Consider the following 15,555-nt stretch of genomic DNA (forward strand, 5'->3'; position numbering starts at 1 on the left):
AATGAATGATCTATGAGAATTTTATTTATTGGAGACGTTGTTGGTTCTCCAGGCAGAGATATGGTAGAGACGTATCTTCCAAAATTGAAAAAAAAGTTTCAGCCCGCCGTCACGATTATCAATGGCGAAAATGCAGCCTCCGGCAAAGGAATTACGGAAAAGATTTACCGCCGGTTTCTGGAACTGGGTGCGCAGGCAGTGACCCTCGGAAACCATGCGTGGGATAAGAAGGAGATTTTTGAGTTTATTGATAAGGCGGATTATCTTGTCCGCCCGGCCAATTTCCCGGAAGGTACGCCGGGGCGGGGCCTTACGTATGTAAAGACACCAAAAGGAGAAATTGCTGTGATTAACCTTCAAGGGCGGACGTTTATGGCACCGAACGATGATCCGTTCCGAAAAGCAGATGAGTTAATAGAGCAGGCATCTAAGCGAACCTCTTTGATTTTCCTGGATTTCCATGCCGAGACGACCAGTGAAAAACAAGCCATGGGATGGTATGTGGATGGGCGTGTTAGTGTTCAGGTCGGTACACATACCCATGTTCAAACGGCAGATGAACGGATTCTTCCCGAAGGCACAGGATATATTTCAGATGTAGGAATGACGGGTCCATACGACGGAATCCTCGGAATGGATAGAGAAGCGGTCTTAAAACGCTTCAAAACGAATCTTCCTGTACGTTTTGAAGTGCCTAAAACGGGAAGAGCACAACTAAGTGCCTTCTTGGTGGATGTGGATGATAAAACAGGGAAAACGGTAAAAGTAAAGCGGATCTTAATCAACGACGACCATCCTTTTTTTGAGTGATTATTTGAATTTTGCGACAAATTCATTCATAATGAAAAGGTAATATCCTACATCTCCAAGAATATAGTAGTTATGGAACAACTATAGTGATTGAAGGAGGAACTAGTAATGGAAGTCTTAAAAGTATCAGCTAAATCCGTACCTAATTCTGTAGCAGGAGCTTTAGCGAATGTCATAAGAGAAAGAGGAACAGCTGAAATTCAAGCCATTGGTGCAGGGGCTCTAAACCAGGCTGTAAAAGCTGTAGCCATTGCTCGAGGATTTGTCGCCCCCAGCGGAATGGATTTAATATGCATTCCAGCTTTTACGGATATTCTAATTGACCAAGAAGAACGAACAGCGATTAAACTGATTGTCGAACCCAGATAACTGATCCTTCAGGGAGATCCATTACTTTACATTACCTGTTTCATTTTAACGGATAAACCGCACTTAATCAGTGCGGTTTTTTTATATGGATTCCCCGCAGCACCCGTCTCTATCGAAAGCGGTGTCATTTTATGATCATTTGTATTTTTACAGTGGACATGAAAATTTGATTATTTTTTCATTCGTGTTAGAATGGCTTTATAAAGGGATAAAGATGAAATATAATCAGGGGAGATGTTCACTGTGGATGGAAAGATGAAAGCGATCATAAAACATCACCGCGGACCCGGAGCGAAGCTTGAGGAAGTGGATATTCCTCAGGTTAAGGATGATGAAGTACTCATCCGTGTCAAAGCTACCTCCATCTGCGGAACGGATGTACATATTTATAACTGGGATGAATGGTCAGAAAGTCGTGTCCAGCCGCCATATGTGTTCGGGCATGAATTTTCCGGAGAAATTGTGGAAACAGGAACAAATGTGGAGCATTTTCAAAAAGGGGATTACGTCAGTGCGGAAACACATCTTGTCTGCGGCCACTGCCCACAGTGTTTGACAGGAAAGTATCATATCTGTGCCCATACAAAAATCATTGGTGTCGACACACAAGGGTGTTTTGCTGAATATGTGGCTCTTCCAGCGGAAAATCTATGGAATAATCCGGAAGATCTTCCTTCCGATATCGCCTCCATTCAAGAGCCGATGGGAAATGCCGTTCATACCGTCTTGAACGGGGAAGTAACAGGAAAAACCGTTGCGGTTATCGGCTGTGGTCCTATAGGCCTGATGGCTGTCGGCGTAGCTGTCGCTGCAGGCGCCTCCCAGGTGCTGGCTTTTGATTTGAATGCATACCGTCTGGGACTGGCAGAGAAGATGGGGGCAACAGCTGTTATTCAGTCATCTGAAGAAGATCCCGTGGAAAAAGCATTGGCGCTGACGAATCATCATGGAGTTGATGTGGTCTGTGAAATGAGCGGGCACCCTGTAGCGATGGATCAAGGTTTTAAGATGGTGACTAATGGAGGACGTGTTTCCATTTTGAGTCTGCCGACCAAACGGGTCAGCCTGGATGTCACGAACGACATCGTATTCAAAGGAGTGGAAGTCCAGGGGATCACTGGCAGGAAGATGTACGAAACGTGGCAGCAGGTCTCCCGTCTTCTGCAATCTGGTCAGGTGAATGTGAAACCGATCATCACCCACCATTTGAAACTGGAGGAATTTGAAAAAGGTTTTGAATTAATGAATGAAGGTCTATGCGGAAAAGTAATTCTTCACCCATAATTAAAGGAGGATGAACGATGAAAGGTTTTGAGTATTTACAAAAAGAACTGGATGAAATGCAGGAACAGGGAACATTCCGCCGCTTGATTCCATTGGAGTCCGCTCAAGGGTCCAAAGTGACAATCAAAGGAAAGGAAGTTATCCAGCTTTCTTCCAACAACTACCTGGGGCTGACTTCCCATCCGAGATTAAAAAAAGCGGCAGAAGAAGCGAATGCGGAATATGGCGTTGGAACAGGTTCAGTGAGGACCATTGCAGGTACATTGAAGATGCATGAAGATTTTGAAGAAAAACTGGCTGAATTCAAACATACAGAAGCTGCCCTTGTCTTCCAATCCGGGTTTACTACCAACCAGGGGGTATTATCCTCGATTCTTGGTAAAGACGATGTTGTCATCTCTGATGAATTGAATCATGCTTCGATTATAGACGGAATCCGCCTGACTAAAGCCGACCGGAAAATTTACAAGCATGTGAACATGGAATCTTTGGAAGAGGCATTGAAGGAGAGCGGGGACTACCGCACACGTCTCGTAGTGACAGATGGCGTTTTCTCTATGGATGGCAACATAGCACCGCTTCCAGAAATTGTTGCATTGGCCGAGAAGTATGATGCGCTGATTATGGTGGATGATGCACACGCGAGCGGTGTGCTTGGTGATAACGGTCGAGGTACAGTGAATCATTTTAATTTAGACGGTCGTGTTCACATCCAGGTGGGTACCTTGAGTAAAGCTATCGGTGTTCTCGGCGGTTATGTAGCCAGTACAAAAACGCTGAGAGAGTACTTGATTCATAAAGGGCGTCCATTCCTGTTCAGTACATCTCATCCACCTGCTGTGACTGCTGCCAATGAGGCTGCGATTGATGTCCTTCTGGAAGAGCCGGAATTAATTGAACGCCTCTGGGATAATACCTCATTCTTTAAGGGTGGTTTGACGAAGCTTGGATTTGATACGGGTATCAGTGAAACTCCGGTCACCCCGGTCATGATTGGCGATGACGCTCTGACCCACACCTTCTCGGATGAATTATTTGAAGAAGGAGTTTTTGCCCAGGGTATTGTCTTCCCGACTGTGCAGAGGGGGAAAGGTCGTATACGGACGATTGTAACGGCGGAAGATTCCACTGAAGAGCTTCAGCAGGCTTTGGACGCTTTTGAAAAAGTGGGCAGGAAGCTGAATATTATCTAAACCAAGGGGGCTTATGTAAGTCTCTGTGCTAATGTAAAGAAATACAGAATAAATGGAAAAGTCTAAAAGGATCGTTGGGTTTGGTCACTGCCGGAACGATCCTTTTTGTTCTGTATTTTTCCATTTGACTTAATTTATCATAGAAAACTTGATATAATGATACAGTTAGAAGGATCGGCTTGAAAGGAGATTATAATGAACGAACAGCAGAGAAAAGAAATGTCTCAGATCCGTCAGACTGATGTTTCCGCTGCAGATCAGGACAATTTGAACCGTTTGAAGCAGCAGTCAAGCGAAGATTACGTCAAATATTTCCAAACAACCTATCAGCCTCCAAATATGAGGGACGCCCAGCGCCGCAAGCGCAAGGAAACGGATATCCATTATGATTTTGAAATTCCGGAAGACATGGATCAGGCCGGCCGTGGGAAAAAATATATGATCCGTACATATGGATGCCAGATGAATGAACATGACACCGAAGTTATGGCCGGTATTTTTGAAGAAATGGGCTATGTTTCCACGAATGACACGAAAGAAGCAGATATTATCCTGTTGAACACGTGTGCCATCCGCGAAAATGCTGAAAACAAAGTTTTCGGAGAAATCGGACACCTTAAACCGTTGAAAATGGAGAACCCGAATCTGATTATTGGGATCTGCGGCTGTATGTCACAGGAGGAATCCGTAGTCAATCGTATTTTGAAGAAGCACCCATTCATCGACCTGATCTTTGGTACCCATAACATCCATCGTCTCCCGCAGCTTGTAAAAGAAGCGATGTTCGGGAAGGAAATGGTCATTGACGTATGGTCCAAGGAAGGCGATATCATTGAGAACCTTCCCCGCTCACGAAAAGGTAAGATTAAGGCATGGGTGAACATAATGTATGGATGCGATAAATTCTGTACATACTGCATCGTTCCGTATACCCGTGGGAAAGAGCGGAGCCGTCTCCCTGGAGACATCATCCAGGAAGTCCGTCATCTCGCAGCGCAGGGCTATAAGGAAGTGACACTTCTCGGCCAGAATGTGAACGCTTACGGAAAAGATCTGGATATGGAATATGGACTCGGGGACTTGATGGATGAACTTCGAAGCATTGATCTTCCACGTGTCCGTTTTACCACCTCCCATCCAAGGGATTTCGATGACAGGCTGATTGAAGTGCTCGCTAAAGGCGGCAACATGCTGGATCATATCCATCTTCCTGTGCAGTCCGGGAATACAGATGTTCTGAAAATTATGGGGCGTAAATATTCCCGGGAGGAGTATCTGGAGCTTGTCCGTCGTATACGCACAGCTATGCCGGGAGCTACGCTTACCACAGACATTATCGTCGGTTTTCCCAATGAAACAGAGGAACAGTTTCAGGACACCCTTTCCCTTGTAGAAGAGGTTGGATTTGAAGCGGCTTATACGTTCATCTATTCCCCAAGGGATAATACACCTGCAGCGAAGATGAAGGATAATGTATCGATGGAGGAGAAGAAAGACCGTCTCCAGCGTCTGAATAAATTGGTGAATCAGCAGTCAGCAGAAGCGATGAGTCAATATGAGGGCGAAGTGGTGGATGTTCTTGTCGAAGGTGAAAGTAAAAATAATCCAGACGTCCTGGCCGGATATACGAAACGAAACAAGCTTGTGAATTTCCGGGGGCCTCGTTCCATTATCGGAAAGATCGTACCTGTGAAAGTAATCAAGGCAAAAACTTGGTCTCTGGATGGAGAACTGGTAGAATCTAGCGTAGAGGTGAAATAAATGGCACAATACACACGTCAAGAAGTAGTCGATGAAGCAAAAAAACTGGCAAAAATGATGGCTGATATAGAAGAGATTGACCGCTTCAAGCAGCTGGAATCCAAGTTGAATGAAAACCAGAAGGTGCAGTCACACATTAAGAAAATTAAAGCGCTCCAAAAACAGGCCGTGAACTTCCAGGCTTATGGAAAAACGGAGGCGCTGAACCGAATTGAAAAAGAAATTGACCGTCTTCAGGATGAGCTGGATGAAATTCCAGTTGTGGCTGAGTTTAAAGAAACACAGACGGTCATCAATGATATTTTACAGATGGTTTCGAGCACGATTTCCCGTGAAGTTACCAATGAGGTGATCCGTTCCACAGGAGGAGATCTCCTTCAGGGGGAAACGGGTTCTTCCAACAATCAAAGTCATGGCTGCAGCCGTTGATGCATACACTTCCGTCAGAGGGGTTTCCCTCCGGCGGATTTTTTTTCGTACAATTTTATAGGCTCGTGCATACAATGAAGTAAACACGTCCTTAGGCTTATCTCATGGAATCACCATTCGCCCAGACCATGCATAGGATGGGTGGTAGAATAAGGAGGAATGAGAGCTCATGTCTTTTTTTGAACGGGATTACAGAGAAATTATTACAAAAGCTGTAATCGGTAAAGGTAAAAAGTTTACAGAATCCACGCACACCATCAGCCCTTCCCACCGTCCAACAAGTATTCTGGGATGCTGGGTTATCAACCACATCTACAATGCGAAGAAGAAAGGGGATCACGTAGAGGTATCCGGGAGTTATGATATCAACGTCTGGTATTCCTACAACGACAATACCAAGACAGAGGTCGTAACAGAACGGGTGACCTATTGCGACTACGTTAAGTTGAGTGTGAAAGACGACAACTGCATTCACGATGATTTTGAAGTCATTGCGAAAGTCGTCCAACAGCCGAACTGCCTGGAAGCTACGATTTCCGGAAACGGCCAGAAGATTGTAGTAGAAGTAGAAAGAGAGTTTGTGGTTGATGTCATTGGTGAAACCAAGCTTTGCGTGAAAGTGGACCCGCATGGCTGCGGACACGATGACGACTATGAGCAGGATTTGTCATCGGATGATTATTCAGCGATTGAAACGGACTTCCTTCCATCTTCTTCAAGCAGTGATGACCATGACGATAAGCATTAACTCCCTGATCTTTCAGCAGGGGGTTCTTTTTTTTGGAAAGGCCCTGAAAAACAGGGTTCTGCGTCAATGCTCTGCGTTTGGCTGGGAGGTTCCTTCCGGTTTACTTATGAGCGATTTGTTCAAGCGGGTTGTTTCTATGTGCTATAATGGATGAAGAATTCTACGTACGTTTTGGAGGATTGACCGAATGGCACAATATACACCAATGATGCAGCAATATTTAAAGATTAAAGCCGATCAGAAGGACGCGTTTTTATTCTTCAGGCTCGGTGATTTTTATGAGCTGTTTTTTGAAGATGCCTTGAAAGCATCGCAGGAACTTGAAATAACGTTAACAAGCAGAGATGGCGGGGGAAGTGAACGCATTCCGATGTGCGGTGTCCCGTATCACTCGGCAGAAAACTACATAAGGCAGCTGATTGAAAAAGGCTACAAGGTGGCGATTTGTGAACAGGTGGAAGACCCGAAGGAAGCCAAAGGCGTTGTGAAAAGGGAAGTCGTCCAGCTGATTACGCCGGGTACCGTAATGGAAGGCAGCATGCTGGATGAGAAGGAAAACAACTATCTGGCTTCATTAAGCGCTTTTGAAGATGGATCGTATACCGTGAGCTATAACGATCTAACTACCGGAGAAAACAGCACAGCCTTAATTCCCGGCGGTTTTGACGCAGCCTTGAGTGAACTTTACAGCCGACCTGTTCGTGAAGTTGTCGTTGCCTCCGATTTTGATGAAGAGCAGCAGTTGATGCTGAAGGAGCGCCTCGGGTACACACTCTCCCACCAGGATGAGACGACCATTAATGCAGACCTCACGTCATTGACGGCAGGAATCCAGCAGGACAAACTGTTAACGGGGTTTGGCCGGTTGCTGAACTACATCCAGCATACGCAGAAGCGCTCGCTCGATCATTTGCAGCCGGTAAAAGTCATTGAGCTGAAACAGTATATGACGCTCGATATGTACTCGAAAAGGAACCTTGAGCTGTTGGAAACCATCCGGAAGCAGGGGAAAACAGGCAGCCTGCTTTCAGTTGTAGATAAAACGAAGACATCCATGGGCGCACGCATGCTGAAAAAATGGATGGAGCGTCCGCTTCTTTCTAAACAGGCTATCGAAACACGGCATGAGCAGGTGGAAGGTTTCCTTGATCAATTTTTTGAAAGGGAAACGCTGCGGGAACAGCTCACCAACGTTTATGATCTGGAACGTTTGGCAGGACGCGTGGCTTTTGGAAATGTCAATGCCAGAGATCTTCTCCAGTTGAAAAATTCCCTTGCGCGTATTCCTGAAATACTTGCTACGCTTCAGCAGTTTGACAACACTTCAGTGAAAGAACTGTATCAGACGATTGATCCTCTTGGGGAGCTTAAGGATTTGTTGGAGCATAGTATTGCCCAAGATCCTCCTATCAGTGTGAAAGAAGGTGGGTTGATTTGTGACGGATACGACCAACGGCTGGATGACTATCGCTCAGCTTCGAAAAATGGTAAGCAGTGGATTGCCGAGCTTGAGAAGAAAGAGCGGGAAAAAACCGGCATTAAATCCCTGAAAGTCGGCTACAATCGTGTCTTTGGCTATTATATCGAAGTGACCAAAGCTAATCTCCGCTACCTGCCCGAAGGCATGTATGAGCGGAAGCAGACATTGACGAACGCAGAACGCTTTATTACACCGGAATTGAAGGAAAAGGAAACGTTGATCCTTGAGGCGCAGGAAAAGAGTGTGGAACTTGAATACCAGTTGTTCCTCAACGTCAGGGAGAACGTCAAGTCCTATGTGCAAAGGCTCCAGCACCTGGCTGAACAGATCAGCCGCATCGATGTACTGCAGGGTTTTGCCCAGGTGGCGGAATCGTATCAATATGTCCGTCCATCTTATAATGACCGTCGCATGGTCGATATCCAGCAGGGCCGGCATCCGGTGATCGAACGGGTCATGCAGGATGGAACATTTGTCCCGAATGACATCTATATGGATGATGAAACGGATGTCCTTCTGATTACCGGTCCGAACATGTCCGGTAAGAGTACGTATATGAGACAGCTTGCCTTAACAGCCGTGCTTGGTCAGATGGGAAGTTTCGTTCCGTGCGGTTCTGCATCTCTTCCAATATTCGATCAGATTTTCACACGAATTGGAGCGGCCGATGATATTGTTTCTGGTCACAGTACGTTCATGGTGGAAATGCTTGAAGCCAACCATGCCCTTACACATGCAACAGAAAACAGTATGATCCTGCTCGATGAAATCGGCAGAGGAACGAGTACCTATGACGGAATGGCTCTCGCCCAGTCCATCGTGGAGTACATTCATGGAAAAATTAAGGCTAAAACCTTATTTTCCACCCACTATCATGAATTAACATCATTGGAAAATGAACTGGATCGTTTGAAAAACGTCCACGTAAGGGCGGAAGAATACGAAGGAAATGTCGTCTTTCTGCACCAGATCAAAGATGGTCCAGCCGATGAAAGTTACGGCATCCATGTTGCAAAACTGGCCGATCTTCCGGATCCGCTGATTAAACGGGCGACAGAGCTGCTGGAGCACCTGGAAGGAGCATCAGGGCCCAAAGAATCGGCTGCAGTGGATGAGGAAGAGCAGCTCAGTTTATTTGTGGAAGAACCAAAAGAAAAACCGAAGCAGGAAAAGCAAAGCACGAGCCAGATTTCAAATCTTGAAAAGCGGCTCTCGTCTCTTGATTTGATGGAGATGACACCGATGGACGCTATGAACGAACTATATCAGCTTCAAAAAAGCTTGAAGAAATAAAGGAGGTTCACGAATGGCACGCATTCGACTGATGCCTGATCACCTGGCCAACAAAATCGCAGCCGGAGAAGTGGTCGAGCGGCCTGCCTCTGTGGTGAAGGAACTGGTGGAAAACAGCATTGACGCAGGTGCATCCTGGGTGAAGATCGACTTGATGGAAGCCGGTCTTCAACGCATTCGTATCATCGATAACGGAGCAGGGATGGAGGAAGAAGACTGTGAGCGGGCTTTCCACCGTCATGCAACGAGTAAAATCCTGGATGAAAATGATCTATTCCACGTACGGACCCTTGGTTTCCGGGGAGAAGCCCTGGCAAGTATTGCTGCCGTCAGCCGGCTCAGCATTCAGACGTCTACAGGTGAAGAAGCAGGGACGAAACTGGACCTTGAAGGCGGTCACCTTATGCAGAAGGGAAGGGGAGACGCCAGGAAAGGTACGGATATCACGGTGGAGGAGTTGTTTTTCAATACCCCGGCACGGTTGAAATATATGAAGACGATCCATACAGAACTCGGTCATATTACGGATGTGTTGAACCGGATATCCCTGGCCCATCCCGAAGTGCAGTTCGTTTGTACGCATAATGAAAAGCAGATTTTCAAAACCAACGGCCGCGGGGATCTGCTTCAGGTGATTGCAAGTATCTACGGCATGAATGTAGCGAGGAAAATGGTTCCTGTGGAAATGGAAACATCGGACTTTAAAGTGAAGGGATATATAGCCAAGCCGGAAGTGTACCGGGCTTCCCGTCAGTATATGTCTACGATCATTAACGGACGCTATATAAAAAGTGTGCCCTTGAATAAGGCCGTCCAACAGGGGTTCCATACGCTTCTGCCAATTGGAAAAAATCCAATTGTTGTCCTGAGTATTGATATGGATCCGATTCTTGTTGACGTCAACGTCCATCCATCTAAATTAGAAGTACGATTTAGTAAGGAAAAAGAGCTGTATGCTCTTCTTGAAGAAACGATCCGCAATACATTTCGTAAGGAAACCCTCATTCCTGATGTTCAGGAAACGAAAGCGAAACCGAAAAAGGAGTATTCCGAACAGAAAACGTTTGAGTTTCATGAAACAAGAAAAGAAGAAGCTCATAATCAAAGAGAGTCTTCTGCAGCTCATCTTCTGAAAGAAGAGCCGCCGGCTGCACCGGAGATGAAAGAAGAGACGTCCCCTGTCTTTGCAGGTGAGCAGGAAGCGATGCTGAAGGAAATGATGGCTGACTTCAAACCGGAAACCATCGATGAAGAAGCAGCTGGACAGCCGGATGAGCAGGAAAATGAAGCGTCGTCTAAAAAGAAAGAGGGCCGCCGCGTTCCCGTCATGTACCCGATCGGGCAGCTTCACGGGACTTATATTCTCGCTCAGAATGAAGAAGGCATGTATATCGTCGATCAGCACGCCGCCCAGGAGCGGATCAAATATGAATTTTTCCGGGATAAACTGGCTCAGGTTGATCATGAGGTCCAGGAGCTTTTAATTCCATTAACCTTTGATTTTTCTAAACAGGAAGCATTAAAAATTGAAGAATATAAAGAGGAACTTGAACAGGTTGGCTTGTTTTTTGAACCCTTCGGTGACAACACGTATATCATCCGCAGTCACCCGACATGGTTTCCGGCAGGTTTTGAGCAGGAAGTCATTGATGATATGATCCAGCAGCTTGTTCAGGATGAGCGGATAAACATTCTGAAATTGAGGGAGGAAGCGGCCATCCTCATGTCCTGCAAGCGATCCATCAAAGCCAACCATTACTTGAATCAATCCGATATGTTTCAGCTTCTTGAAGAGCTGAGGACGTCGACGGATCCATTTACCTGTCCACACGGACGCCCGATCATCGTTTTCTTCTCTGAATATGAAATGGAAAAGATGTTCAAACGTGTTATGTAAATAAAAAAAAGACAGTCGGTTTAAACCGGCTGTCTTTTTTTATGGGCAATATATATACAAACGCAAATAGTTTACATAATATTATTTCAGTATTTCTGCTCTGCTTCTCAAGAATAGGGGAGGGTCAGGAGATGTTTTTCTGCTGGAGCAGAAAACGAAAGTAATTATCGATCTGCTTGATATCTTCCGGCTGTATTCCGAACCAGGCTTTTTTATCAAAAAACACAGGTTTTGAATATCCCTTCGTTTCCAGAAGGTGCTTGATTTCCCTCATTTCATCTTCCAATTCGTCGCTCAATCCAAGGAGATAATCTGCAGTGGTATGAAGAGCATGAGCAATCTTCGACAAGTCTTCTAGATCAGGGGATGTATAGCTGCGCTCCCAGTTGGATACCACTTGGGGAGAAACACCGACTTTTTCAGCCAGCATAGCCTGAGTCAAACGTCTTTCTTTGCGAAGTGTGCGAATCCTTTCATGAACCACGGTAGACGCCTCCTTTTTCTATACTATAACACAAACTAACGATATGCGATAGTGAGACTAACGAATATTTTGAATTTAACTAACGGATTTCGTTACTATAACTAACGGATTCCGTTGATTAAGACGTTGAGGTATGATTGTAGAGCCATTCATGTATAATAGAGATGGAATAAAGGAGGTGGAAGTTTGAAACCAATGGTAGCTGCTGTTGTGGGACCGACCGCGGTCGGTAAAACAAAGCTGGGTGTCCAGATTGCCCGAAAGTTTAATGGAGAAGTCATCAGTGGCGATTCCATGCAGATCTACAGGACTATGGATATTGGAACAGCCAAAGTGACCCGGGAGGAAATGCAGGGGATCCCTCATCATATGATTGATATCAAGGATCCTGAAGAGTCATTTTCTGCAGCTGAGTTCCAAAGGAAGGTCCAGTCATTAATTCATGAGATTCAAAAGCGGGGGAAGCTCCCTGTTTTAGTAGGGGGAACCGGCCTTTACATACAAGCAACCTTGTTTGATTTTGAGTTTACAGAGGAAAAGAAGGACGAAGCAGTAATGAAACGGCTTGAAGAAGAGGCAGCCGTTCAAGGTCCCGTGCATATGTACGAAAAGCTTCAAAGCCTGGATCCTGACCAGGCAGCCAAAATACATCCGAATAACAGCCGCCGGGTGCTGCGTGCTCTCGAAATTTATGAAACGACTGGGAAAAAGATGAGTGAGCAGGAGGCAGCGAAAGCCTGGGATTCTCCATTCACCCCTCTTTTGATCGGGCTCGAGATGGATCGGGAGCGCCTCTATGAGCGTATTAACAACCGGGTGGATCAAATGGTGGAGGAAGGTCTTGTGGAGGAAGTCCGCCGTTTATATCAGGCGGGACTTAAAGATGCCCAGTCCATGAAGGCCATCGGCTATAAGGAATTGATTCCATTCCTGGAAGGAAAGATGGAGCTTCAGGAAGCGGTTGACCTTCTTAAACGGAGCTCCAGGCGCTATGCCAAGCGTCAGTACACGTACTTCAAAAATAAACTGGATGTCCACTGGTATGAGGTAACGCCTGAGAAATATGAGGATAAATTTCAAACGATTTTCGCAGATTTAGCAGGAATGATCGACAAAAGCGGCGAATCGTAATATTACAGATAGAAAAGAGGAGGAAGATCCATGGCTCAATCCGTAAACATTCAAGATAACTATTTAAATCAACTACGCAAGGAACGTATGCAGGTGACTGTCTTTCTGACCAACGGCTTCCAACTGCGTGGAGTAGTGAAGGCTTTTGACAATTTCACTATTTTATTGGAAACCGAAGGGAAACAGCAGTTGATATTCAAGCATGCCATCTCTACATTCGCACCAATCAAAAATGTATCGCTGGATAAGGAATAAGGCTTACATAAGTCTTGAGTGAATGGGAAAAGCGGGTGCTCTTGAAGCATCCGCTTTTTTGTGTTTCTATCGGGCTGTTTTCGCTGTGGGCGTTTGTCACAGGTTCTTTCCCTGATGCGTATGATGAAGCAGAATAAGGAGGGATCCACGTGTATCCGCAAGCTAAAACAGCAAGGCCTGGTACGATTAACATTGTGCTTCAAGATGCAAAGGCAAGGCCTGCACCAGAAAGCAGGGTCCTCACCAAGGAAATGTCCCCCGCACCCTTCCAGGTGATTGATGATTTCTTTTCTTCCATTGTAGGTCTTGAAGGTTTGAAAAGGCAGATGAAAGAGATTTATGCGCAGGTGGTCATTGCTGGAAAAAGGGCTGATGCCGGGTTGAAAAAGAACCAGCAGGTGCTTCACATGGTGTTTAAAGGGAATCCAGGAACAGGGAAAACGACATTGGCCCGTATGGTCGCCCGCCTCTTTCATGAAGCGGGAGTGCTTGAGAAGGGTCATTTTATTGAGGCGGACAGAAGTGACCTGGTTGGAGAATACATCGGGCATACCGCTCAAAAAACAAAGGATTTAATCCATAAAGCCCTTGGAGGGGTTCTTTTTATTGATGAGGCGTATTCACTGGCGCGTGGAGGTGAAAAGGACTTTGGTAAGGAAGCGATTGATACCATTGTGAAATGCATGGAGGATCACCATGATGAACTCGTCATCATCCTTGCCGGGTATCCGGAAGAAATGGAAGATTTCCTAACCATTAACCCCGGCCTATCCTCCCGGTTTCCATTAAAGCTTTCCTTCAAGGATTATTCGTGGCGTGAGTTGTCTTCTATAGCTGGAGGGATGCTTAAAGACAGGGAATACCAGCTGGCCCCTGCAGCTGAGGTAAAACTTCAGGAACACCTGCGTTCCGTCTGCTCCCGTTCCCGTTTGAATTTTTCCAATGCCAGATATGTGAGGAATATGATCGAGGAAGCAGTCCGGAGGCACGCGTTTCGTATCATGACAGAAGAGTCCCCGGCAAAATCGGTATTGATGACGCTTGAGGCTGAAGATTTTTTATTTCCAAAAGACGAAGGGCGTGTCCATTAAAGGGGATGATACTCATAGATCCCCTTTTTCTGTTATGATGAAGGTGGATGATACAGGTGTAGAAAAGAAGGTGTTTAGATGAGCGCAAATGAACGCGTCATTTTAGTAGCAAGAAAAGATCCGGCGGAGCTGGAAGAGCGCTTCCAATCTTCGTTGGAAGAACTGCAGTCCCTGACAGAAACCGCTGAGGGAGAAGTATGCAGAATCATTACGCAGAAGCGTGACCGAGTTCATCCGGCCACGTATCTTGGTGAAGGCAAGCTGCAGGAAATTAAGGAAGCAGCTGAAGAGAATGAAGCGGAACTGATTATATTCAATGATGAGCTTTCTCCAGGACAGCTTCGTAATATTCAGGATATCACTGAGGTCAGGGTCATTGACCGCAGCCAATTGATTCTGGATATTTTTGCTGGCCGGGCACGGACGAAAGAAGGGAAGCTTCAGGTAGAGCTCGCACAGCTGCAGTACCTCCTTCCACGTCTTTCCGGTCAGGGGACGTCACTGTCCCGACTTGGCGGTGGAATTGGAACCCGAGGTCCTGGTGAAACAAAACTCGAGACAGACAGAAGGCACATCCAACGCCGGATTGATGATATCAAACGACGGCTGGATGCTGTTGTGAAGCAGAGGGAGCAGTATAGAAAGAGGAGAAAAGAAAACCGGGCGTTTCAGGTCGCTATTGTAGGATACACCAACGCTGGAAAATCGACGTTCTTTAATAGAGTCACAGACAGCCGGTCGTTCGAGGAGGACCTTTTGTTTGCGACGCTGGATCCTTTGACACGACAGATGAGCCTGCCTTCGGGTTTCCAGGCGCTCGTATCGGATACGGTCGGTTTCATTCAGGATCTTCCAACAACGCTGATTGCCGCCTTCCGTTCCACGTTGGAAGAAGTAACGGAAGCGGATTTCATCATTCACATGGTGGATGCGTCTCATCCGGATCACATCCAACAGGAGAAAATCGTGCTGCAGCTGCTCGGGGACCTGGGTGCCTCGCAGCTTCCCATGCTTACGGTCTATAATAAGATGGACCTTCTGAACGAAGATTTCATTCCGGATTCTTTTCCCTCCATAACTGTGAGTGTCCATGATTCCATCGATTTGAAGCGGATCCTTCATAAACTCGAGGAGGTTCTTAAAGAAGAATGGGACGAGTATGACGTCTTCATCCCTGCTTCTCAAGGAAAACGTCTGCAGCAGTTCAAAACATACAGTATGATAACGTCGCTTACGTTCCATGAGGATGAGGAAGGGTATGCCCTTCACGGATATATCCATCCCGACCATCCATTGAAACATCAGATTTATTAATAGAAAGAGAGTGCAG

General features: G+C 46.0%; 14 protein-coding genes. 13 read left to right on the plus strand and 1 reads right to left on the minus strand.

Annotation, left to right across the window (positions count from 1 at the left end; all coding sequences use genetic code 11):
• The first annotated feature begins 12 nt into the window (after nt 1–12).
• The 9 genes from QMA39_RS03770 to mutL all read left to right on the plus strand — a co-directional run bounded on the left by QMA39_RS03770 (nt 13) and on the right by mutL (nt 11,264).
• Complete coding sequence (locus tag QMA39_RS03770) at nt 13–810, plus strand: TIGR00282 family metallophosphoesterase (protein ID WP_027954277.1); 798 nt, start codon at nt 13–15, stop codon at nt 808–810.
• Between the two features lie 108 nt (nt 811–918).
• Nucleotides 919–1,179 (plus strand): stage V sporulation protein S, encoded by a 261-nt coding sequence (locus tag QMA39_RS03775; protein WP_027954278.1) that lies wholly within the window; start codon nt 919–921, stop codon nt 1,177–1,179.
• Nucleotides 1,180–1,422: 243 nt separating this feature from the next.
• Complete coding sequence (gene tdh / locus QMA39_RS03780) at nt 1,423–2,463, plus strand: L-threonine 3-dehydrogenase (protein WP_281658019.1); 1,041 nt, start codon at nt 1,423–1,425, stop codon at nt 2,461–2,463.
• Between the two features lie 17 nt (nt 2,464–2,480).
• Complete coding sequence (locus QMA39_RS03785; protein ID WP_281658020.1) at nt 2,481–3,656, plus strand: glycine C-acetyltransferase; 1,176 nt, start codon at nt 2,481–2,483, stop codon at nt 3,654–3,656.
• 195 nt (nt 3,657–3,851) lie between these two features.
• Complete coding sequence (gene miaB, locus QMA39_RS03790; protein ID WP_281658021.1) at nt 3,852–5,417, plus strand: tRNA (N6-isopentenyl adenosine(37)-C2)-methylthiotransferase MiaB; 1,566 nt, start codon at nt 3,852–3,854, stop codon at nt 5,415–5,417.
• Nucleotides 5,418–5,846: a YlbF family regulator gene (locus QMA39_RS03795; protein WP_027954282.1), complete on the plus strand. Its 429-nt coding sequence runs from the start codon at nt 5,418–5,420 to the stop codon at nt 5,844–5,846.
• A 169-nt stretch (nt 5,847–6,015) separates the two neighbouring features.
• Nucleotides 6,016–6,594, plus strand: coding sequence for an outer spore coat protein CotE (locus QMA39_RS03800; RefSeq protein ID WP_027954283.1), 579 nt, complete (start codon nt 6,016–6,018; stop codon nt 6,592–6,594).
• Nucleotides 6,595–6,781: 187 nt separating this feature from the next.
• On the plus strand, nt 6,782–9,367 hold the full coding sequence (gene mutS / locus QMA39_RS03805; RefSeq protein ID WP_281658022.1) for a DNA mismatch repair protein MutS: 2,586 nt from the start codon (nt 6,782–6,784) through the stop codon (nt 9,365–9,367).
• Nucleotides 9,368–9,380: 13 nt separating this feature from the next.
• Nucleotides 9,381–11,264, plus strand: a complete 1,884-nt coding sequence (gene mutL, locus QMA39_RS03810) for a DNA mismatch repair endonuclease MutL (RefSeq protein ID WP_281658023.1) — start codon at nt 9,381–9,383, stop codon at nt 11,262–11,264.
• Between the two features lie 124 nt (nt 11,265–11,388).
• Here the strand turns inward: mutL and QMA39_RS03815 are convergent, their stop codons facing one another.
• The gene (locus tag QMA39_RS03815) at nt 11,389–11,748 is read right to left on the minus strand and encodes a helix-turn-helix transcriptional regulator (RefSeq protein WP_160835678.1); all 360 of its coding nucleotides are present in this window, start codon (nt 11,746–11,748) and stop codon (nt 11,389–11,391) included.
• Nucleotides 11,749–11,934: 186 nt separating this feature from the next.
• On the opposite strand from QMA39_RS03815, the gene miaA reads away from it, so the two are divergent.
• The 4 genes from miaA (at nt 11,935) to hflX (ending at nt 15,539) form a co-directional block, all read left to right on the plus strand.
• Entirely contained in the window at nt 11,935–12,879 is a 945-nt protein-coding gene (gene miaA, locus QMA39_RS03820) for a tRNA (adenosine(37)-N6)-dimethylallyltransferase MiaA (protein ID WP_281658024.1), read from the plus strand.
• 30 nt (nt 12,880–12,909) lie between these two features.
• A complete protein-coding gene (gene hfq / locus QMA39_RS03825; RefSeq protein WP_027954288.1) occupies nt 12,910–13,134 on the plus strand; it encodes an RNA chaperone Hfq in 225 nt (74 codons plus the stop codon).
• Between the two features lie 149 nt (nt 13,135–13,283).
• Complete coding sequence (locus tag QMA39_RS03830) at nt 13,284–14,225, plus strand: AAA family ATPase (RefSeq protein WP_281658025.1); 942 nt, start codon at nt 13,284–13,286, stop codon at nt 14,223–14,225.
• Nucleotides 14,226–14,303: 78 nt separating this feature from the next.
• The gene (gene hflX / locus QMA39_RS03835; RefSeq protein WP_027954290.1) at nt 14,304–15,539 is read left to right on the plus strand and encodes a GTPase HflX; all 1,236 of its coding nucleotides are present in this window, start codon (nt 14,304–14,306) and stop codon (nt 15,537–15,539) included.
• The last annotated feature ends 16 nt before the right edge of the window (nt 15,540–15,555 follow it).

Origin of the sequence: Halobacillus sp. Cin3, assembly GCF_947311855.1 — a bacterium.
GTDB lineage: Bacteria > Bacillota > Bacilli > Bacillales > Halobacillaceae > Halobacillus > Halobacillus kuroshimensis.